Source organism: Zoogloea sp. GW822-FHT05C07 (assembly GCF_058800215.1).
This window is the reverse complement of the sequence record NZ_CM179510.1, coordinates 4,167,673-4,186,580: the sequence shown is the minus strand read 5'-3', so window position 1 is coordinate 4,186,580 and position 18,908 is coordinate 4,167,673. Positions and strand designations below refer to the sequence as shown.

Sequence of the window (18,908 nt, the reverse complement as noted above, 5' to 3'; positions counted from 1 at the left end):
CGCGGCGCACCACCGTGACGATCGGCTTCAGCTCCTCGCCTCCATCAGCGCAATGAATCGGTCAAACAGGTAGGCCACGTCGTGCGGACCGGGGCTCGCCTCCGGGTGTCCCTGGAAGGAGAAGGCCGGCACATCGGTACGCGCCAGGCCCTGCAGGCTGCCATCGAACAACGACACGTGGGTCACCCGCACGTTGGCTGGCAGCGTTGCAACGTCGGCGGCAAAACCATGGTTCTGGCTGGTGATCAGCACCTGGCCGGAATCAAGATCCTTTACCGGATGGTTCGCGCCGTGGTGGCCGAACTTCATCTTCATGGTCTTGGCACCGGACGCCAGCGCGAGCAGCTGGTGCCCCAGGCAGATGCCGAAGGTCGGGATACCCTTCGCAAGCACCTGCTGAATCGCCTCGATGGCGTAATCACAGGGCTCCGGATCGCCAGGCCCGTTGGACAGGAAGACGCCGTCGGGATTGAGGGCCAGCACTTCCGCAGCAGGGGTCTGGGCCGGCACCACCGTCAGGCGGCAGCCGCGCTCGGCCAGCATGCGCAGGATGTTGCGCTTGACGCCATAGTCGTAGGCCACCACGTGGAAACGCGGATTTTCCTGGACCACGTAACCTGCGTCGAGGCGCCATTCGCCTTCCGCCCACGGATAGGATTCAGTGGCGGACACAACCTTGGCGAGATCCATGCCGGCGAGCCCGGGAAAAGCCCGGGCCTGTGCCAGCGCGGCCTCCACGTTCAGTTCGGCAGCCGTTGCCGCCGTGACGATACAGCCGCTCTGGGCCCCCTTCTCACGCAGGATACGCGTGAGCTTACGGGTATCGATACCGGCGATCGCGACGATGTTCTCAGCCTTGAGATAGGCATCCAGCGATTGCTCACTACGCCAGTTGGACGCCACCAACGGCAAATCACGGATCACCAGGCCGGAAGCAAAAACCTTGGCGGCTTCATTGTCTTCCCGATTGATACCGGTGTTTCCGATGTGCGGATAGGTGAGCGTGACGATCTGGCGACAGTAGCTCGGGTCGGTGAGGATTTCCTGATAGCCGGACATGGAAGTGTTGAACACTACCTCGCCGACCGTTGCACCAATGGCCCCGATGCCTTTGCCGTAGAACACCGTCCCGTCGGCAAGAACAAGAATGGCGGGCGGGAAAGCTGACACGGCGAACTCCTCGAAATCTTGTGATTGAACGACTTACATGCATAGCCAGGCTACACATGAAAAACGGGATCGCCCTGAAGGCCATCCCGTAAGAAACTTTCTAATTATAGCCCGAAGCCACTTCTCCCGGCAAATCCGACTGTAAGAATACTGACAAACTATGTCACCTTCCGCGCCCGGCGCAACACGCCCGCGAGGCGACCGAGCGCCTCGAGAAGCTCCGGCAAGTCACGGCGCACGGCAGCCCCGTCTTCATTCTTGCCCGCCACCTCCAGCCGCTGTGCAACGGCCACGACAAGCTCGGCGTTGAACACCCCTGCCGAGCCCTTGATCGAATGGGCCAGAGTACGGATCCCCGCAAAATCATCGGCCCGCTGGGCCTGCTCCAACGCCTTGCGATTGCGCTCCAGATCATTGAAGAAAAGGGTGATCAACTGCTGCAAGGCAGACTCATCCCCATCGAGCAGCTCCAGCGTGGCGGCCAGGTCTGCCACATCGCTCCCAACCCCAAGGTCGATACAGGACTCACCCTCCTCATCCCCCCGCTCTCCCCCCATGACGCGCCCGATCGCCGCAAAAAGCTCGGCCGGCTTGATGGGCTTGGCAATATAGTCGTCCATGCCAGCCATCAGACAGCGATCACGATCACCCTGCATTGCATGCGCCGTCATGGCGATAATCGGCGTGAACTTCCAGTGACCTCCCGCCGCCCAGCTGCGCCTGGCCTCTCGCGCCCGGATGGCCTGCGTCGCCTCAAAGCCCCCCATGACCGGCATCTGGACATCCATCAGGATCAGGTCGAAGCGCCCCGCGTCGAAACAATCGACGGCCTCCTTGCCGTTCGATGCCAGCGTGATCGAGTGCCCCGCCTTCTCCAGCATCTTGACGGCTACGGTCTGATTGACCGGGTTATCCTCGACCAACAGGATGCCGTACGCACGCCCGAGAGGCGCGACCGACAGCGGCGCCACCGGAAGCTCATCGACGAGGAAACGCTCTTCCTCCACCACGCCCCCCTGCAACGACAGGCGTAGCGCATCAATCAGATCTAGTTCGGAAAAAGGCTTGATCAGACGGGCGCCGATCTTGAAGTGCTCACACTTTGCTGAATCACCACGCTGCGCGTTGCCATCGAGCATCATGACCAGGCGATCGAGGCGCGGCCACCCCTTGATCAGCCGTTCAGCCAACGCATAGCCGCCCGGCGCCGGCATCGCCGCATCCATCAGCAGCCAGTCATACGGCGCATTCCCCACCTGTGCCGCCTGCAGCTGAGCAAGAAGCGCCTCGCCATCTGCCACCTCACGGACATCCAGCCCCAGAGACCTGAGCTGCGCACCGACACAGCGGCGCAGCGCCTGATTTCCGGCCGCCACCAGAACCCGTCGCGCACCAAAGGCAGGCCGCTCGGCCAGCGGCTGCGCGGCCACGTCAACGTGCACCGAGAAGCTGAAAGTGCTGCCCTTGCCGAGCTCGCTCGATACGCTGATCACACCCCCCATCAGCTCGACGATCCGCTTGCAGATCGCCAGCCCCAACCCGGTTCCACCATATTTCCGGGTCGTCGACTCGTCAGCCTGGGAAAAGGCGCCAAAAATCGCGTCGTGCTTGTCTTCGGCAATGCCGATCCCGGAATCCCGCACACCGACATCGAGGAGCGCACCGCGATCCTCCAGCAGCCGGGCCCGAACGACGACCTCAACCTCCCCCTTATCGGTGAATTTGATGGCATTCCCGACAAGATTGGTCAGCACCTGGCGCAAGCGGGTGGGATCCCCGATCAACACCGCAGGAACCTCGGGCCCCACGTAATAGAAGCACTCGATGCCCTTCTGGTAGGCCCGCAGCGCAAGGGACTTCATGGTGTCGCCGAGCAGACCGGGCAAGGAGAACTCAACCTGCTCGAGATTCAACCACCCGGCCTCGATCTTTGAAAAATCCAGCACATCATTGATGATGTGCAACAGGGAATCCGCCGAACTCTTGACGGTATTCAGATACTCCCGCTGCTCGTCATCAAGCCGCGTATCGAGCACCAGCTCCGTCATTCCGATGATGCCGTTCATCGGCGTGCGGATCTCATGGCTCATGTTGGCCAGGAAATCACTCTTGGCCCGATTCGCCGCCTCTGCCTGCTCCTTGGCGTGCAATAGCTCAAGCTCGGCACTCTTGGCGCGGGTGATGTCACGGTATATCCCCATCATGCGAAGCCAACGACCGTCGCTGCCGCGACCACTCGCCCGCCCCTTGACGAGAATCCATCGCCACGCGGAGGTTTTGTCGAGGATCCGGAACTGCGCCTCGAAGCAATCCAGCTCTCCGCGCAGGTGCGCCACCACGTGGTGATGCAGCAACTCCTGGTCGTCCGCATGCAGCAGCGGCATCCACGAGGAAAAATCGCTGGACAGCTCCTCGACGCCATAACCCAGCATTTTCTGCCAGTGCGCGTCCATGACCAACGTGCCGCCGAGAAGGTCCCAATCCCACAGGCCGGCCTCAGTATTCTGCATGGCGAGCCCGAGCCGCTCCCGCGCATCATGCGCCTCCCGCTTCGCGGCCTCCCGGGACAGCAGCACCCCCTGCAAGGCCTCCAGGATTTTCCCCGCCGGCGCATGCAGGGCATCACCCACTGGCCCGATCGCCCCCGCCGCAGCCCCGGCAACCACAAAAGCCCTCAGCGCCTGCCCAAGTTCGGCATCGGCAAGACTGGGGTTGATCGCTGGATCGGTCAAATCGACGGCCTCACGACGACGGACAGATGGGGGTGAGGACACCCTTCCCCATCGTATCGGCAGGGCGCCCCACGGCTTGAGCCGCGACTGGCCGATTTACTTCAGACCGAGCACGTCCTGCATGTCGAACAGCCCCGCCTTGCGCCCAGCAATGAAGCGCGCCGCCCGCAGGCTTCCCAGCGCGTAGGGCATGCGGCTACCCGACTTGTGGGTGATCTCGATGCGCTCACCGATTCCAGCGAACAACACGGTGTGGTCGCCTACGATGTCGCCACCACGCACGGTAGCAAAGCCGATGGTCTGGCCATCGCGCTCTCCGGTCACGCCTTCGCGGCCGTAAACAGCGCACGACTCGAGGTCGCGCCCCAGCGCCGATGCAACAACTTCGCCCATGCGCAGCGCGGTTCCGGACGGCGCGTCGACCTTGAGGCGATGATGCGCCTCGATGACCTCTACGTCATAGCCTTCGTTGAGAATCCGCGCAGCCACGTCCAGAAGCTTGAAGACCGCGTTAACTCCGACCGCCATGTTCGGCGCGAAGACCACGGGGATGCCTTGCGCTGCAGCGCCAATCGCAGCCTTTTCCTCGGCCGAGAAGCCCGTCGTACCAATCACCATGCCGCAGCCGGCAGCCTTCGCCAACTCGAGGTGATGCAAGGTTCCCTCCGGCCGCGTGAAGTCGATCAGGCAATCGGCTTGCGCCAGCCCGGCGGCCACATCGCTGGTGATGGTCACGCCGCACGGGCTACCGACCAGATCGCCGGCATCCTTGCCGATGAAGGTACTCTCGGAACGCTCGAAGGCGGCGACCAGCACGGTCTCCGGATCCTTCAGGGTTGCTTCGATGAGCATCCGCCCCATTCGACCGGAAGCACCGGCAATCGCGATACGAACTTGAGTCATGAAAATTCCGGAATAAGGGTATTAAGAGGTTCCGCCGGGCCAGTCCGTCAGGGTTGCGAGGGCGTCTCGCCTGCACGGACATCCCCCTCGAGGCGCGCCACCTTGCCGTCCTCGAAGATCACTGTCAGGCGGCGCTCCTGCAAGCTGCCCTTGCCCGGCTGAAAACGGTAGATGTAGTCCCAGCGGTCTGAATGAAAGACATCGGTCACCAGCGGCGTCCCCAGCACGAAGCGCACCTGATCCCGTGTCATTCCGGACTTGAGCTGGGACACCATTTCCTGGGTCACGAAATTGCCCTGCCGGACATCGATTCTGTAGGGTTTGAAAAAGTCGCCGACGGCGGTGCAACCGGAAAGGATAGCTACCAGCAGTACAGAAGAGAACAGTTTGCGCATGGCGTTTCTGGAAGGCGGAATGGGCATCGGCCGAAAGGCCGCATTCTCAAGGTTGGTCTGAAACTATATCATACGGGGCTGGTCGGACTTTCGACCGCCGCATCCAAGTTTTCGGGGCTCCCATGTCCAGTAATTCGCAGAACCTAAAGAGTATCGGCCTCAAGGCTACCTTCCCGCGCCTCAAGATCCTCGATCTGTTCCAGAAGGTGGAAAACCGCCATCTGACGGCAGAAGACGTCTATCGCCTGCTCATCGCCGAAGATATGGACATCGGACTGGCCACGGTCTACCGCGTGCTCACCCAGTTCGAACAGGCCGGCCTTCTTGAGCGCCATTACTTCGAGTCCGGCAAAGCCGTCTTCGAACTCAACGAAGGGCATCACCACGACCATCTGGTATGCCTGCAGTGCGGCAAGGTGGAAGAGTTCTTCGACCCCGCCATCGAGGAAAGGCAGAACAGGATTGCCGAAGAGCGCGGTTTCGCCGTACGCGAACATGCGCTTTATCTGTACGCGGACTGCAAGAAGGACCCCTGCCCCAACCGCCCGGGCAGCGGCCCGATTACCAGCACCTGAACGCTGCTGGCCTCAGCCAGCGCGCTGCAGGCCCAGCATCTCGGCCGCATGATCGCGGGTGGTATCGGTGATGTGTACACCACCCAGCATGCGGGCGATCTCCTCAACGCGCTCGGCAGGCGTCAGGCGCTTTACGCGGGAAAGCGTCTGGCCATCACGGGTTTCCTTCGAGATGGTCCACTGCCAGTCGGCCTGAGCCGCCACCTGGGGCAGGTGGGTCACGCACAGCACCTGGCGATCACTCCCTATCTGCTTGAGCAGGCGTCCGACGATCTCGGCCACCCGCCCGCCGATACCGACATCGACCTCGTCGAAGATCAGCGTTGGCGTAGCCGCGTTGCGACTCGCAATGACCTGGATCGCCAGACCGATCCGTGACAACTCCCCGCCCGATGCAACCTTGGCGAGGGAACGCAGCGGCTGGCTGGCGTTGGCCGTGACCAGGAACTCCACCGTCTCAAGCCCGCTGGCACAGCCCTCCTCCACCGGTCGGACGGCAATCTCAAAGCACGCGCCGGCCATCGCCAGCGACTGCATTGCATCGGTCACCGCCGCCGACAGTGCCTCCGCCACGCTTCGGCGCGCCACTGACAAGCGTCCGGCAGCCTCCATGAAGCGCGCTTTTGCGGCCGACTCCTCTCGGGCCAGCGCCTCTGGATCGGCCTCCCGCGTGAGGCGCTCCAGGCGCAGCACACTATCGGCCTGCAGATCGGGCAAGGCCTCGGGCGCCACCTTGTGCTTGCGCGCCATGCCGGTTACCGCCTGGATACGCTGATCGATCTCCGCAAGGCGCTCCGGATCCACGTCGAGCCGGTCCCGATAGCGGCGCATCGCATGCAGGGCTTCGTCGAGCTGGATGCTCGCGCTGCCCAGCAGCTCCTGCACGTCGGCAAGCTGCCCGTCGTGCTGCGCCATATCCGCCACCCGTGCGAGCAGGTGATCGAGTTGCGAGACCAGCGCATAGTCGCCGTCCGCCAGGCCTTCCAGCACCTCCGTGCTGCCCGCAATCAATCCTGCCGCATGAGCCAGGCGGGTCTGTTCCTGGTTGAGCGTCGCCCACTCATGAGGATCGAAGGCCAGTTCACGCAATTCACTGACCTGCCAGGCCAGCAGTTCGCGCTCCCTCTCGGTGCTCAAGGCCCCGTGCTCCGCCACCTCCCGCGCCCGTCGCAGAGCGGACCAGGCACGATACAAGTCGGCCACTTCGGATGCCTGCCCGGACAGGCCGCCATGAGCATCCACCAGTTCCAGCTGGGCATCCGTACGCAATAGCGCATGATGGGCGTGCTGGCCGTGAATATCCGCCAGCCACTCCCCGGCGGCCCGCATCTGGGCCAGCACAACGGGAACGCCGTTGAGCCATGTCTTGGAGCGCCCGCCGCTGTCGATGACCCGCCGCATCAGCACCGAGCCGTCACCGGAATCCAGCTCCTGTTCGACCAGCCAGTCCCGCAACGCGCCATCTTCCGGGAGGTCGAATTCGGCGAGAATCTCCGCCTTGGCCTGCCCGGTCCGGACAACCCCGCTCTCGGCCTTGCCGCCCAGCACCAACCCCAGGGCATCCAGCAGGATCGATTTGCCCGCGCCGGTCTCGCCGGTCAATGCACCAAAACCGGCCTCGAACTCGAGCTCGAGTTGATCGACGATGACAAAATCGCGAATGGAAAGATGACGCAGCATGAAGGCAGAGAGGAAATTTGAGCAGGTCAGCCGTGGCGGGGCGCGGAGCTCCAGTGCAGCTTTTCACGCAGCATGGCGAAATAACTGTAGCCCACCGGATGCAACAGGCGAACCCGGTGGGGCGATCGGGTGATCTGCAGAGTATCGCCCGCCCGTGTGTCGTAACGTGTCTGTCCATCAAAGTGCACGCGGGAGTCGTGCGGCGGCAGCAGCACGATCTCGATGCGGCAGCGGTCCGGCAGCGTGATGGGACGCGCAGTCAGCGTATGAGGGCACATCGGCACCAGCGCGATGCCGTCCACGCTCGGATGCAGGATCGGGCCATTGGCCGACAGCGCGTAGGCCGTCGAACCGGTCGGCGTCGAAATGATCATGCCGTCCGAACGCTGGGTATAGACGAACTCTCCGTCGATACGCAGATCGAACTCGATCATGCGCCCGAGATCGCCCTTATTGACCACCACATCATTGAGCGCCACCGTATGAAACACGCGCTTTCCATTGCGGAGCACTTCGGCGTCGAGCAGCACGCGGCTTTCTTCCGAATACCGCCCTTCGAGCACCTCGCTGATCTTTTCCAGCGCGACCTCCCGGGAGATGTCGGTCAGGAAGCCGAGCCGCCCCTGATTGACGCCGACCAACGGTACCTCGTACTCAGCCAGCCGGCATGCACTATTGAGAAGCGTGCCATCGCCCCCAAGTACGACCGCAAGATCGGCCTGAACACCGATTTCCTCGTAGCTGGCGACCGAGAAACCCGCCGTCAGCCCGGTGGAACTGGCTGTCCCCTGTTCGATCAGCACCTGAAGCCCCAGGCCGCGCAAATGATTGGCCAGCCGAAGCACCGCTTCAGCCACCTCGGGGCTCTGATACTTGCCGATCAGCGCAATCGTCTTGAACTCACAGGTCATGCGCCGATTAAACCACATTATTCACGGACGCCGCAGGCGGCCAAGACAAAACAGAACCAACCGGCACCATTCATGCTTCTCATGAGCGCGTCCCTTCCTTAGAATCCCAGCGTCTCTCCGAGCCTTCCGCCATGACCAGCCTCGACCAACGTTCGCAAATCCTCCTCAAGACCCTTGTGGAGCACTATATCGCCGAAGGCCAGCCGGTCGGTTCGCGTGCCCTGTCACGCCATTCCGGGCTCAAACTGTCCCCGGCAACGGTGCGCAATGTGATGTCGGACCTGGAAGAGCTCGGCTTCATCACCAGCCCGCACACTTCGGCCGGCCGCGTGCCCACGGCGCGCGGCTATCGTTTCTTCGTCGACAGCCTGCTCACGGTGCAGCCCATCGACCTGGGCCAGATGCGGGAGATCAAGGGCCAGATCCAGCCCGGCGAGCCGCAGCGGGTCATCAATGCCGCCTCCCAGCTGCTGTCAGGCCTCACCCACTTTGCTGGCGTCGTGATCTCCCCGAAGCAGGACGCCATCAAGATCCGCCAGATCGAGTTCGTCAGCCTGTCGGAAACCCGTGTCCTGCTGATCCTCGTCACCACCGGTGGCGACGTACAGAACCGGATCCTGTTCACCAAGCGCCACTACAACCCGGCCGAACTGGTCACCGCCGCCAATTACCTCAACCAGCACTTTGCCGGCCTGGCGTTTCCCGAGATCCGCACGCGCATCCAGGACGAACTCAAGCAGCTCCGCTCCGACATGACCGACCTCATGAGCGCGGCCGTCGAAGCCGGCAGCGAAGCCCTCGAGGAAACCCAGAGCACCTACGTGATCTCCGGCGAAACCAACCTGCTCGACGCGGAAGACCTGTCCTCCAACATGGCCCGCCTGCGCGAACTCTTCAAACTGTTCGAACAGAAGACCGGCCTCATGCAGCTCCTCGACATCTCCAATCGCGCCCAGGGCGTGCAGATCTTCATCGGTGGCGAGAGCGGGCTGAGTCCCCTCGACGACTGCAGCGTCATCACCGCACCCTACGAAGTGGACGGCCAGCTGGTCGGCTCCGTCGGCGTCATCGGCCCGACCCGCATGGCTTACGAACGAGTGATCCCGATCGTCGACGTCACCGCCCGCCTCCTAACCAGCGCCCTTTCGGGCCACAACTGACGAAAGCCGCCATGTCCAGATACTGGCAGGAGCCAGCCCACACCCATGGCCAGACACCCCGCATCGGCATCCTGCTGGTCAATCTCGGCACACCCGCCGCGGCAAGCGCCGACGCGCTCCGCCCCTATCTGAAGCAGTTCCTGTCCGACCCGCGGGTCGTCGAGATTCCGCGCCTCATCTGGTGGCCGATCCTCAACGGCATCATCCTGCGCACCCGGCCCGCCAAGTCCGCCGCCAAGTACGCCAGCGTGTGGACCGATGAAGGCTCGCCGCTCAAGGTCCATACCGAAAAACAGGCAAAGCTGCTGGCCGGCTTCCTGACCCATGCAGGCCAGCCTGACCTGCAGGTGAGCTGGGCCATGCGTTACGGCCAGCCGTCCATCCGCAAGCAGCTCGATGCACTGCGCAGCGCCGGCTGCAACCGCATCCTCGTCGTCCCGCTCTACCCGCAGTTCGCCGCCAGCACGACCGCGACGGTCATCGACGACGTGGCCGACTGCCTGCGCCATTGGCGCAACCTCCCGGAAATCCGCTACGTACGCAGCTTCGGCGACGACCCGGGCTACATCGCAGCGCTGGCCCAGTCGGTGCGCGATCACTGGAAGAAAGAGGGGCAGGCCGACAAGCTCGTCCTCAGCTTCCACGGCATTCCGCGCCGCAGCCTGGACCTGGGCGACCCCTATCACTGCGAATGCCACAAGACCGCCCGCCTGCTGCGCGAGGCCCTGCAGTTGCCCGAGGAGCGCGTCATCGTCAGCTTCCAGTCGCGCTTCGGCAAGGCCGAGTGGCTTACCCCGTACACGCAGCCCACGCTGGAGCAACTGGCGCGCAACAAGACCGCTTCATCCGTAGACGTCATGTGCCCGGGCTTCGTGTCCGACTGCCTCGAGACACTCGAAGAAATCAACATGGAATGCCGGGAGACCTTCCTTCACGCCGGCGGCCAGCGCTTCAGCTACATTCCCTGCCTGAACGAACGACAGGACTGGATCGAAGCCTTGATGAAGCTGAGCCTCCGCCAGCTGGGCCACTGGCTAGACGACGCCCGCCCGGACCGGGACGAACTGACCCACCAGGCGGAGCGTGCCCGTGCCATGGGCGCAGCATCATGACCACAATCGGCACGCCGGCCAGCCGCGGCAGGAACGGACAATCATGAAGCTCCTCTTACGCTGGGTTCTCAACGCGGTCGCGCTGATGCTGATCCCGGAAGTGCTCACCCGCATCCACGTCGACAGCTACTCCGCCGCCCTGGTGAGCGCGCTGCTGCTGGGCTTTGTAAACGCGATAATCCGACCGATCCTGATCATCGTGACCCTGCCGATCACTATCTTGACCCTCGGCCTGTTCACACTGGTCATCAACGCCCTGATGTTCTGGTTCGTGTCCGGCCTGGTGCGCGGCTTCGTCGTGCCGGATTTTCCGACGGCGTTCTTGGGCGCGTTGCTGTACAGCCTGCTGACCTGGATGGTCAGCATGGCTTTGGGCGACAAGGACTAGCCGCAGCGCTCAGCGCGAGGGAGCAGAACCCACGACCACCGTACGACGCCTCACGGGCTTGCGCCGCACCGCCCCGGGATCGAAGGCCCCAACCAGTTTTCCCAGAGCCACCGACCTGGCGTCCATGGCCATCTGGAAGGCACCGTCTTCGCCGTACTTCTTGACGGAGAACTTGACCCGCTTGCGCTTACCGTCGGGCAAGGGCCACGACGCCACCCAGAACCAGCGCTGCTTTTCCTCCGGCAGATCACGGGTTTCTGAAGCGCAGTACCGGCAAACCCCTACAACACCCGAACGGTTGTTCTTCTTGACGATGTTGGAGTATTCCTGCATCGACAGCGGCGGATGGGCGGCGATGATCTCGTCCCGATACGCTTTCGCAGCCAAGAACGAGCGCTGCCTCCCGCCGAAGACGCCGTCGCTGAAGTGCTTGCGATAGATCACGCCGCGCCGCTGAATCGTCACCAGCCAGCCATGAGTACGGCTGGTTTCGTTATCGACCCGACTGATCCCATAAGTGCTGACCCGACCCACACGCCACCTCCTTCCGCCCCGCGCAGACATCGCGTTACCAGGCGAATTTCGACCGAATTTGGTGGAACTTTAGATTTTTGCAATATAGCAGCCGATCGTCGCTTGAAACCCCGGGCTACCTCCCCAACATAGCCAGAAACCTTCCCGGAGCCATCCCATGAGCGAAACCCTGCTGATCGCCTGCCCCCATTGCGACACGCTGAACCGCATGTCCGCAACACGCCTCAACGACGCGGGACAGTGCGGCAAATGCAAACAGGCACTCTTCACCGGAAGCCCTGTCCCCCTGAGCGATGCCAACTTCACCGCTCACGCGGAGCGCAGCGGCATCCTCCTGCTGGTGGACTTCTGGGCGCCCTGGTGCGGCCCGTGCCGTAGCATGGCGCCCGCCTTTGCCGCCGCGGCGACGGGCCTTGAGCCGCGGGTCAGGCTTGGCAAGGTAAACACGGAGGACGAGCCCGGACTGGCGACGCGCTTCGGCATTCGCAGCATTCCCACCCTGGTGCTTATCCACGAAGGCCGGGAAATAGCGCGCCACTCGGGCGCCATCGGTAGAGAGGACATCCAGCGCTGGACGCTGGCGAATCTGGGCCGCCAAGCCACCTGATGGTGGCGGCCAGCCTCAGTTGTCGACCAGCTGGAGCTCCATGCCGAAGCCGCTGGCCGTGATGCGTTCGGCCGGTGGCCCGTCTTTCGACAGATCCCGCAAGGCCTGCCCCAGACGACGCGCCACGACGGTGACAAGCCGGGTCCGGAACGCCTCCTGACACTCGTCGGTGGCAAGGGAAAGCGCCGCCGGATTCAGCTCGAGATAAACGGTGGAAGTCGTCGTGACCACCGTACTCATGTGCTTGTGTTCCTGCTGGTCGAGATACGCCAGCTCGCCAAACACTTCACCATAGGCATACTCGCAGACGCGGTGCCCATCGATGGAAACCTCCACGCGCCCGTCGATGACGATCCCGAAACGCTGATCGGCATCTCCCTCCCGCATCAGCAAGGTGTTCGAATCCACCTTGCGCCAGCGGGATATGCGCAGGATCTCCCAGATCTCCACATCCTCGAACTCCACGAAGAAAGGCATCTTGCGGAGGATCGAAAAGCGCGTCGTATCCTGCGGCATGCTCGAGTCGTCGAGGATCTTGTACCTGACCGCCGACAAATCCTTGGCGAAATCGGCACCGTTCTTGTAGCGGGAATACAGGTCTTTCTCGAGCGCCTTGCGGATGACGGTATCGAGCTGCTCCGGCAAGTCTGCGTTGATCTGCGAGACGAGCGGCGGCTCGGTGTTGAGGATCTTGTAGATCAGCTGGGCCGGATTCTTGGCACGGAACGGCAGGCGCCCCGTCAGCATGTGGAAGAGCACGACCCCGAGCGAGAACAGGTCGGTCTTCTGGTTCAGCGGGTAGCCCTTGATCTGCTCCGGGCTCATGTAGGCTGGAGAGCCGACACCCATGATGAAGGTCGAGTCGGACTCGCTCTTCTTGCAGATATTGAGGGCCAGGCCGAAATCGGTGATTTTGACGTTATCCTGCTCGTCGATCAGGATGTTGGCCGGCTTGATGTCCCTATGTACGATGCCTTGGCGGTAGGCGTAGTCCAGCGCCATGCAGCACTTGAAGACGACGCCGATGGTCCGGTGCAGCGGCAGCAGATTCTGGAAGGTGCAGTACGGCTCCAGCGTCGTGCCGGGGAAGTACTCCATGACGATATAGGCGTAGTCCTTCTCGACTGCCGTATCGAAGATCTTGATGATGTTCGGGTGATCCAGGCGGCGGGATACGTCCATCTCGGCCCTCAGCAGCTTGAGGAGCCGCCGGTTCCACTTGGCCTCGTCCTTCGACTTGTCATCGAAACGGATCAGCTTGAGGGCAACCGGCTCCGGGTACTGAGGGTGCTCGGCCAGATAAACGGTTGCCGTGGCGCCACGGCCAACCTCGCGGAGCAGCTTGTATTTACCGATCTTGCTGGGTTCTTGTTCCATACCTGCTTTACGCCCCAGAGCCTGGAAAGATGACCGGGACACGCCGGATTCATCACAATTTTACACCCACTGTGGATACAGGACGGCATCGATGAAATTTGCCCCTTGAAATCTTAACCTGCGCCCCCAAGTTACCGCGAGTCCCAAAAAGGAGCCTTACCCATGCAAGATCAAGACACGCCGCTGAACGCCGAAGAAACGCGGGCCCCGGAACTCGTGGAAAACGCCGCCGGCGCTGAGGCCGAGCAAGTTTCCCAGCCTGCTGATGCGCCGAGTGTCGATTCCCTGCCGAGCCTCACAGAACAACTCCGCCAGGTCGAACTGAAGGCCGCCGAGCACCACGACGCCTGGCTGCGCGCCAAGGCCGAGACCGAAAACGTCCGCCGCCGGGCCCAGGACGACATCGCCAAGGCCGGCAAGTTTGCCGCCGACAAGTTCGCCCAGGCCATGCTCCCGGTCAAGGACAGCCTCGAAGCCGCCCTCGCCACCGAGAACGCCACCCTCGAAAGCCTCAAGCAAGGCGTCGAGCTGACCCTCAAGCAACTCGCCTCCGCCTTCCAGGGCGCCAATGTGGTCGAGATCAATCCGGTCGGCGAGAAGTTCGACCCGAACAAGCACCAGGCGATCAGCGCCATCGAAGCCGACGGCGAACCCAATACGGTGATAAATGTGCTGCAGAAGGGTTACCTGCTGCACGACCGCACCATCCGCCCGGCGCTCGTCGTCGTGTCGAAAGCCAAACCCGCCGCTTGAAAGCGGCGACGGCATCCCCATATCGGTAACAAGCCAGCGCTCCGACCCCGTCGGGCCGCATGTCAAACAGAATTCGAACTGAAGGAAAACTCATGGGCAAGATCATCGGCATCGACCTCGGCACTACCAACAGCTGCGTTTCCGTGATGGAAGGCGGCAAGCCGAAAGTCATCGAAAACTCCGAAGGTGCGCGCACCACCCCGTCCGTCGTGGCCTACGCCGACGACGGTGAAATCCTGTGCGGCGCCCCGGCCAAGCGCCAGGCCGTCACCAACGCCCGCAACACCCTCTACGCCATCAAGCGCCTGATCGGCCGCCGCTTCGAAGAGAAGGAAGTGCAGAAGGACATCGACCTGATGCCCTTCACCATCGCCAAGGCCGACAACGGCGACGCGTGGGTTGAAGTGCGTGGCAAGAAGATCGCCCCGCCGCAGGTTTCCGCCGAAGTGCTGCGCAAGATGAAGAAGACCGCCGAAGACTACCTCGGCGAAGAAGTCACCGAAGCGGTCATCACCGTGCCGGCCTACTTCAACGACAGCCAGCGCCAGGCCACCAAGGACGCCGGCAAGATCGCCGGTCTCGAAGTCAAGCGCATCATCAACGAGCCGACCGCGGCCGCTCTGGCCTTCGGCATGGACAAGAAGCCCGGCGACTCCAAGATCGCCGTGTTCGACCTTGGCGGCGGCACCTTCGACATCTCCATCATCGAAATCGCCGACATCGACGGCGAGCACCAGTTCGAAGTGCTGGCCACCAACGGCGACACCTTCCTGGGCGGTGAAGACTTCGACCAGCGCATCATCGACTACATCGTCACCGAGTTCAAAAAGGAACAGGGCGTCGATCTCAAGAACGACGTGCTGGCCCTGCAACGCCTGAAAGAAGCCGCCGAAAAGGCCAAGATCGAGCTGTCCTCCGGTCAACAGACCGAGATCAACCTGCCCTACATCACCGCCGACGCCACCGGCCCGAAGCACCTGGCGCTGAAGATCACCCGTGCCAAGTTCGAATCCCTGGTCGAAGACCTGGTCGAGCGCACCATCGAGCCCTGCCGCGTGGCCCTGAAGGATGCCGGCGTGAAGGTCTCCGACATCGACGACGTGATCCTGGTCGGCGGCCAGACCCGCATGCCCAAGGTCATCGACAAGGTGAAGGAATTCTTCGGCAAGGATCCGCGCCGTGACGTGAACCCGGACGAAGCCGTCGCCGTCGGCGCCTCCATCCAGGGCGGCGTGCTGCAGGGCGAAGTGAAGGACGTGCTGCTGCTCGACGTCTCCCCCCTGTCCCTCGGCATCGAAACCCTGGGCGGCGTGATGACCAAGCTGATCCAGAAGAACACCACGATTCCGACCAAGGCCTCGCAAGTGTTCTCCACCGCCGACGACAACCAGTCCGCCGTGACCATCCACGTGCTGCAGGGCGAGCGCGAAATGGCTTCCGGCAACAAGAGCCTCGGCCAGTTCAATCTGTCCGACATTCCGCCGGCTCCGCGCGGCATGCCGCAGATCGAAGTCACCTTCGACATCGACGCCAACGGCATTCTGCACGTGTCCGCCAAGGACAAGGCCACCGGCAAGGAAAACAAGATCACCATCAAGGCCAACTCCGGCCTGTCGGATGACGAGATCCAGCAGATGGTCCGCGACGCCGAGGCTCACGCCGAGGAAGACAAGAAGGCCCACGAACTGGTCGATGCCCGCAACCAGCTAGACACCCTGGTCCACTCCGTGAAGAAGGCCCTGGCCGAGCACGGCGACAAGATCGGCGAGGACAAGGCCAAGATCGAAGCCGCCATCAAGGACGCCGAAGACGCCATCAAGACCGGCGACAAGGCTGCCATTGATGCCAAGAGTGAAGCCCTGGCCGCCGTCAGCCAGAAGCTCGGCGAGCACATCTACGCCCAGGCTCAGGCTGAAGCCGGTACCGCTGGCGCCGCCGAAGGCGCTGCCGGTGGCAGCAGCTCCAAGGCCAACGATGCGGACGTCGTCGATGCCGAATTCACCGAGGTGAAGGACAAGAAGTAAGCCTGTCCGGCATCACTGCCGCAGACTGTTCCGGCCGAGCCATGCCGGCGCCCCGTGCGCCGCTCGGCTCGGCCTTTCCACAAGATAGCCAGAGCACCCAAAAATGGCGAAACGGGATTTATACGAGATCCTCGGCGTCAATCGCGACGCATCCGAGGATGAACTGAAAAAGGCCTACCGCAAGCTGGCCATGAAGTACCATCCGGACCGCAACCCGGACAACAAGGAAGCCGAGGACAAGTTCAAGGAGGTCAAGGAGGCCTACGAGATCCTCACCGACGGCAACAAGCGCGCAGCCTACGACCGCTACGGCCATGCCGGCGTCGATCCTTCGCTGGGCGGCGGTGGTGGCGGTGGCGGCCAGGGCTTCGACGGCTTTGCCGACGCATTCGGCGACATCTTCGGCGACATCTTCGGTGGCGGCGGCGGACGCGGACGTTCCAACGTCTATCGCGGCGCCGACCTGCGCTACAACCTGGAGATCACCCTCGAGGAAGCCGCCCGCGGCGCCGAGAAGACCATTCGCATTCCCGCCTTAGAGGAATGCGACAGCTGCCACGGCAGCGGCGCCAAGCCCGGCACCCAGCCCAAGACCTGCCCCACCTGCGGCGGCGCCGGCCAGGTACGCATCCAGCAGGGCTTCTTCTCGATCCAGCAGACCTGCCCGAAGTGCCACGGCAGCGGCCGCATCATCCCCGAGCCCTGCACGTCCTGCGGCGGCGCCGGTCGGATCAAGCGCCAGAAAACCCTGGAGGTGAAGATCCCGGCCGGTATCGACGACGGCATGCGCCTGCGCCACAGTGGCCACGGTGAGCCCGGCGTCAACGGCGGCCCAGCGGGCGATCTGTATGTGGAAATCCACATCAAACAGCACCCCGTCTTCCAGCGGGATGGCGACGACCTGCATTGCGAGATGCCGATCAGCTTCACGACGGCGGCGCTGGGCGGCGAGATCGAGATTCCGACGCTGGACGGCGCGGCAGCCATCCGCATTCCGTCCGAGACCCAGAGCGCCAAGGTCTTCCGCCTGCGCGGCAAGGGCATCCGCAATGTGCGCAGCCACGCTCCGGGTGACCTGATGGTTCACGTCATCGTGGAAACCCCCGTCAAACTGACGGAGCGTCAGAAGGAACTGCTGCGGGAATTCGATGAGATCGCATCGTCCAATGCGGAACGTCACAACCCTAAGGCAAAGTCCTGGATGGACAAGGTGAAGGACTTCTTCGGCGCCTGATCATTGCCGCACTGCAACAGCCTGACACACGGGCCGACGTTGTTTCAACGTCGGCCCGTGTGCTTTCCGAAAGGCATTTTTTTTGTCCTATACTCGGGGCCGGCTCCGATTTGATTAACAAAAAATAATGACAATGATGCCCTTCCACACCATAAAAAGACTGATCACCTGTATTGGCGCCGGCTTGATGCTTGCGTCAGGCGCGCCGGCCCAGGCGGCTGATCCGGGTATAGGAGACACCACCATCACGCTGGGCATGTCCGCCCCCTTCAGCGGCCCCAACGGCGCCTATGGCAAGGAGATGAAGGAAGGCGCCCTGGCCTATTTCGCACAGCTGAACGCCGCCGGCGGCATCAATGGCCGCAAGGTTGAACTGGTCGCCCTCGACGACGGTTACGAAACGGACAAGGCCGTCGCCAATACCCGCAAGCTCATCAACGAGCACAAGGTTTTTGCACTAATGGCTTTCTATGGGTCGTCCCCGACCACGGAGGCGATGAAGGTGTTCAGCGAAGCCAAGGTGCCGCTGGTCGGCACCATCAGCGGGGCGGGCAGCCTGCGCAGCCCTGTCAACCGCTACATGTTCCATCTCAGGGCCAGCTACGCCGACGAAACGGAGGCCATCGTCAATCACCTCGTCGGCCTGGGCATCACCAACATCGCGGTGTTTTACCAGAACGACGGATTCGGCAAGTCAGGGCTGGAAGGCGTGACCGCCACGCTGGCCCACCACAAGCTGAAGCCGGTCGCAGTCGGCTCGATCGAACGCAACTCTCTCGACGTCGGCCCCGCCGTCGCCCAGATCGCCAAGGCCGATCCCCAGGCCGTCATCATGGCCACCCTGTACAAGCCCAGCGCCGAGTTCATCCGGCAGATGCGCAAGGCCGGGCAGATGCCCCAGTTCTCGACGCTGTCGCCCATCGGTGCCGATCTGCTGGTAAGCGAACTGGGCGCCAAGGATGCGCACGGCATCGGCATCTCCCAGGTCATGCCCTATCCCTGGAACGACACCCTGCCCGTCGTCAAGGAATACCAGAAGGCGCTACAGGCCTTCGCCAAGCACAGCAATTACAGCTATTACGGCATCGAGGGCTACATCAACGCCAAGGTGGTCAGCGAAGCATTGAAGAAAAGTGGCAAGGAGCCCAGCCGGGAAAAACTGGTTTCGGTGCTCGAAGGCGGCAACATCGATGTCGGCGGCTATCGGGTCAGCTACACCCCCAGCAGCCACAATGGATCGCGCTTCGTCGACCTGACGGTACTGGGCCGCGACGGCCGCGTCCTGCACTGAGGCGCCCCGCTCCGCAGCAACACAAACTGAAAGGCCTCGGAAACCTGACGGGTTCCCGAGGC

17 protein-coding genes are annotated in these 18,908 nt (G+C 62.8%); 9 read left to right on the top strand and 8 right to left on the bottom strand.

Annotated elements, in window-relative coordinates; translation table 11 throughout:
* Nucleotides 1-27: 27 nt before the first annotated feature.
* The 4 genes from carA to AC3QL2_RS19285 all read right to left on the bottom strand — a co-directional run bounded on the left by carA (nt 28) and on the right by AC3QL2_RS19285 (nt 5,200).
* On the bottom strand, nt 28-1,170 hold the full coding sequence (gene carA, locus AC3QL2_RS19300) for a glutamine-hydrolyzing carbamoyl-phosphate synthase small subunit (RefSeq protein WP_493233095.1): 1,143 nt from the start codon (nt 1,168-1,170) through the stop codon (nt 28-30).
* A gap of 158 nt (nt 1,171-1,328) precedes the next feature.
* On the bottom strand, nt 1,329-3,902 hold the full coding sequence (locus AC3QL2_RS19295; protein ID WP_493233096.1) for a PAS domain-containing hybrid sensor histidine kinase/response regulator: 2,574 nt from the start codon (nt 3,900-3,902) through the stop codon (nt 1,329-1,331).
* Nucleotides 3,903-3,998: 96 nt separating this feature from the next.
* Nucleotides 3,999-4,805 (bottom strand): 4-hydroxy-tetrahydrodipicolinate reductase, encoded by an 807-nt coding sequence (gene dapB, locus AC3QL2_RS19290; protein ID WP_493233097.1) that lies wholly within the window; start codon nt 4,803-4,805, stop codon nt 3,999-4,001.
* Between the two features lie 47 nt (nt 4,806-4,852).
* A complete protein-coding gene (locus AC3QL2_RS19285) occupies nt 4,853-5,200 on the bottom strand; it encodes an outer membrane protein assembly factor BamE (protein WP_493233098.1) in 348 nt (115 codons plus the stop codon).
* A gap of 122 nt (nt 5,201-5,322) precedes the next feature.
* On the opposite strand from AC3QL2_RS19285, the gene fur reads away from it, so the two are divergent.
* Nucleotides 5,323-5,775, top strand: coding sequence for a ferric iron uptake transcriptional regulator (fur, locus tag AC3QL2_RS19280; protein ID WP_493233099.1), 453 nt, complete (start codon nt 5,323-5,325; stop codon nt 5,773-5,775).
* Between the two features lie 12 nt (nt 5,776-5,787).
* Here fur and recN read toward each other — a convergent pair whose 3' ends face one another.
* Nucleotides 5,788-7,455 carry a DNA repair protein RecN gene (gene recN, locus AC3QL2_RS19275; RefSeq protein ID WP_493233100.1) on the bottom strand — a complete coding sequence of 556 codons (1,668 nt, stop codon included), beginning with the start codon at nt 7,453-7,455 and terminating at the stop codon, nt 5,788-5,790.
* A 26-nt stretch (nt 7,456-7,481) separates the two neighbouring features.
* Nucleotides 7,482-8,366: an NAD kinase gene (locus AC3QL2_RS19270; protein WP_481114918.1), complete on the bottom strand. Its 885-nt coding sequence runs from the start codon at nt 8,364-8,366 to the stop codon at nt 7,482-7,484.
* 131 nt (nt 8,367-8,497) lie between these two features.
* On the opposite strand from AC3QL2_RS19270, the gene hrcA reads away from it, so the two are divergent.
* Genes hrcA through AC3QL2_RS19255 form a run of 3 tightly spaced genes read left to right on the top strand, consistent with a single transcriptional unit; the run spans nt 8,498 to nt 11,026 of the window.
* Nucleotides 8,498-9,526: a heat-inducible transcriptional repressor HrcA gene (hrcA, locus tag AC3QL2_RS19265; RefSeq protein ID WP_493233101.1), complete on the top strand. Its 1,029-nt coding sequence runs from the start codon at nt 8,498-8,500 to the stop codon at nt 9,524-9,526.
* 11 nt (nt 9,527-9,537) lie between these two features.
* A complete protein-coding gene (hemH, locus tag AC3QL2_RS19260) occupies nt 9,538-10,638 on the top strand; it encodes a ferrochelatase (protein ID WP_493233102.1) in 1,101 nt (366 codons plus the stop codon).
* Between the two features lie 43 nt (nt 10,639-10,681).
* Entirely contained in the window at nt 10,682-11,026 is a 345-nt protein-coding gene (locus tag AC3QL2_RS19255) for a phage holin family protein (RefSeq protein ID WP_481122023.1), read from the top strand.
* A gap of 9 nt (nt 11,027-11,035) precedes the next feature.
* Here AC3QL2_RS19255 and AC3QL2_RS19250 read toward each other — a convergent pair whose 3' ends face one another.
* Nucleotides 11,036-11,560 (bottom strand): AP2 domain-containing protein, encoded by a 525-nt coding sequence (locus AC3QL2_RS19250; protein ID WP_493233103.1) that lies wholly within the window; start codon nt 11,558-11,560, stop codon nt 11,036-11,038.
* 157 nt (nt 11,561-11,717) lie between these two features.
* On the opposite strand from AC3QL2_RS19250, the gene trxC reads away from it, so the two are divergent.
* Nucleotides 11,718-12,167, top strand: coding sequence for a thioredoxin TrxC (trxC, locus tag AC3QL2_RS19245; RefSeq protein WP_493233104.1), 450 nt, complete (start codon nt 11,718-11,720; stop codon nt 12,165-12,167).
* Between the two features lie 15 nt (nt 12,168-12,182).
* Here trxC and AC3QL2_RS19240 read toward each other — a convergent pair whose 3' ends face one another.
* Nucleotides 12,183-13,544, bottom strand: coding sequence for a protein kinase domain-containing protein (locus AC3QL2_RS19240; protein ID WP_493233105.1), 1,362 nt, complete (start codon nt 13,542-13,544; stop codon nt 12,183-12,185).
* 162 nt (nt 13,545-13,706) lie between these two features.
* On the opposite strand from AC3QL2_RS19240, the gene grpE reads away from it, so the two are divergent.
* The 4 genes from grpE (at nt 13,707) to AC3QL2_RS19220 (ending at nt 18,846) form a co-directional block, all read left to right on the top strand.
* Entirely contained in the window at nt 13,707-14,297 is a 591-nt protein-coding gene (grpE, locus tag AC3QL2_RS19235; protein WP_493233106.1) for a nucleotide exchange factor GrpE, read from the top strand.
* Between the two features lie 92 nt (nt 14,298-14,389).
* The gene (gene dnaK / locus AC3QL2_RS19230) at nt 14,390-16,321 is read left to right on the top strand and encodes a molecular chaperone DnaK (protein ID WP_493233107.1); all 1,932 of its coding nucleotides are present in this window, start codon (nt 14,390-14,392) and stop codon (nt 16,319-16,321) included.
* Between the two features lie 103 nt (nt 16,322-16,424).
* Nucleotides 16,425-17,555, top strand: a complete 1,131-nt coding sequence (gene dnaJ, locus AC3QL2_RS19225) for a molecular chaperone DnaJ (protein ID WP_493233108.1) — start codon at nt 16,425-16,427, stop codon at nt 17,553-17,555.
* A 187-nt stretch (nt 17,556-17,742) separates the two neighbouring features.
* Nucleotides 17,743-18,846, top strand: a complete 1,104-nt coding sequence (locus AC3QL2_RS19220) for an ABC transporter substrate-binding protein (RefSeq protein ID WP_493233109.1) — start codon at nt 17,743-17,745, stop codon at nt 18,844-18,846.
* Nucleotides 18,847-18,908 lie beyond the last annotated feature (62 nt).

Excerpts from the sequence above, each read along its gene's own strand:
- dapB (WP_493233097.1), bottom strand. The coding sequence starts at position 4,805 with ATGACTCAAGTTCGTATCGCGATTGCCGGTGCTTCCGGTCGAATGGGG.
- AC3QL2_RS19285 (WP_493233098.1), bottom strand. The coding sequence starts at position 5,200 with ATGCGCAAACTGTTCTCTTCTGTACTGCTGGTAGCTATCCTTTCCGGT.
- fur (WP_493233099.1), top strand. The coding sequence starts at position 5,323 with ATGTCCAGTAATTCGCAGAACCTAAAGAGTATCGGCCTCAAGGCTACC.
- recN (WP_493233100.1), bottom strand. The coding sequence starts at position 7,455 with ATGCTGCGTCATCTTTCCATTCGCGATTTTGTCATCGTCGATCAACTC.
- AC3QL2_RS19270 (WP_481114918.1), bottom strand. The coding sequence starts at position 8,366 with ATGACCTGTGAGTTCAAGACGATTGCGCTGATCGGCAAGTATCAGAGC.
- hrcA (WP_493233101.1), top strand. The coding sequence starts at position 8,498 with ATGACCAGCCTCGACCAACGTTCGCAAATCCTCCTCAAGACCCTTGTG.
- hemH (WP_493233102.1), top strand. The coding sequence starts at position 9,538 with ATGTCCAGATACTGGCAGGAGCCAGCCCACACCCATGGCCAGACACCC.
- AC3QL2_RS19255 (WP_481122023.1), top strand. The coding sequence starts at position 10,682 with ATGAAGCTCCTCTTACGCTGGGTTCTCAACGCGGTCGCGCTGATGCTG.
- trxC (WP_493233104.1), top strand. The coding sequence starts at position 11,718 with ATGAGCGAAACCCTGCTGATCGCCTGCCCCCATTGCGACACGCTGAAC.
- AC3QL2_RS19240 (WP_493233105.1), bottom strand. The coding sequence starts at position 13,544 with ATGGAACAAGAACCCAGCAAGATCGGTAAATACAAGCTGCTCCGCGAG.
- grpE (WP_493233106.1), top strand. The coding sequence starts at position 13,707 with ATGCAAGATCAAGACACGCCGCTGAACGCCGAAGAAACGCGGGCCCCG.
- dnaK (WP_493233107.1), top strand. The coding sequence starts at position 14,390 with ATGGGCAAGATCATCGGCATCGACCTCGGCACTACCAACAGCTGCGTT.
- dnaJ (WP_493233108.1), top strand. The coding sequence starts at position 16,425 with ATGGCGAAACGGGATTTATACGAGATCCTCGGCGTCAATCGCGACGCA.
- AC3QL2_RS19220 (WP_493233109.1), top strand. The coding sequence starts at position 17,743 with ATGCTTGCGTCAGGCGCGCCGGCCCAGGCGGCTGATCCGGGTATAGGA.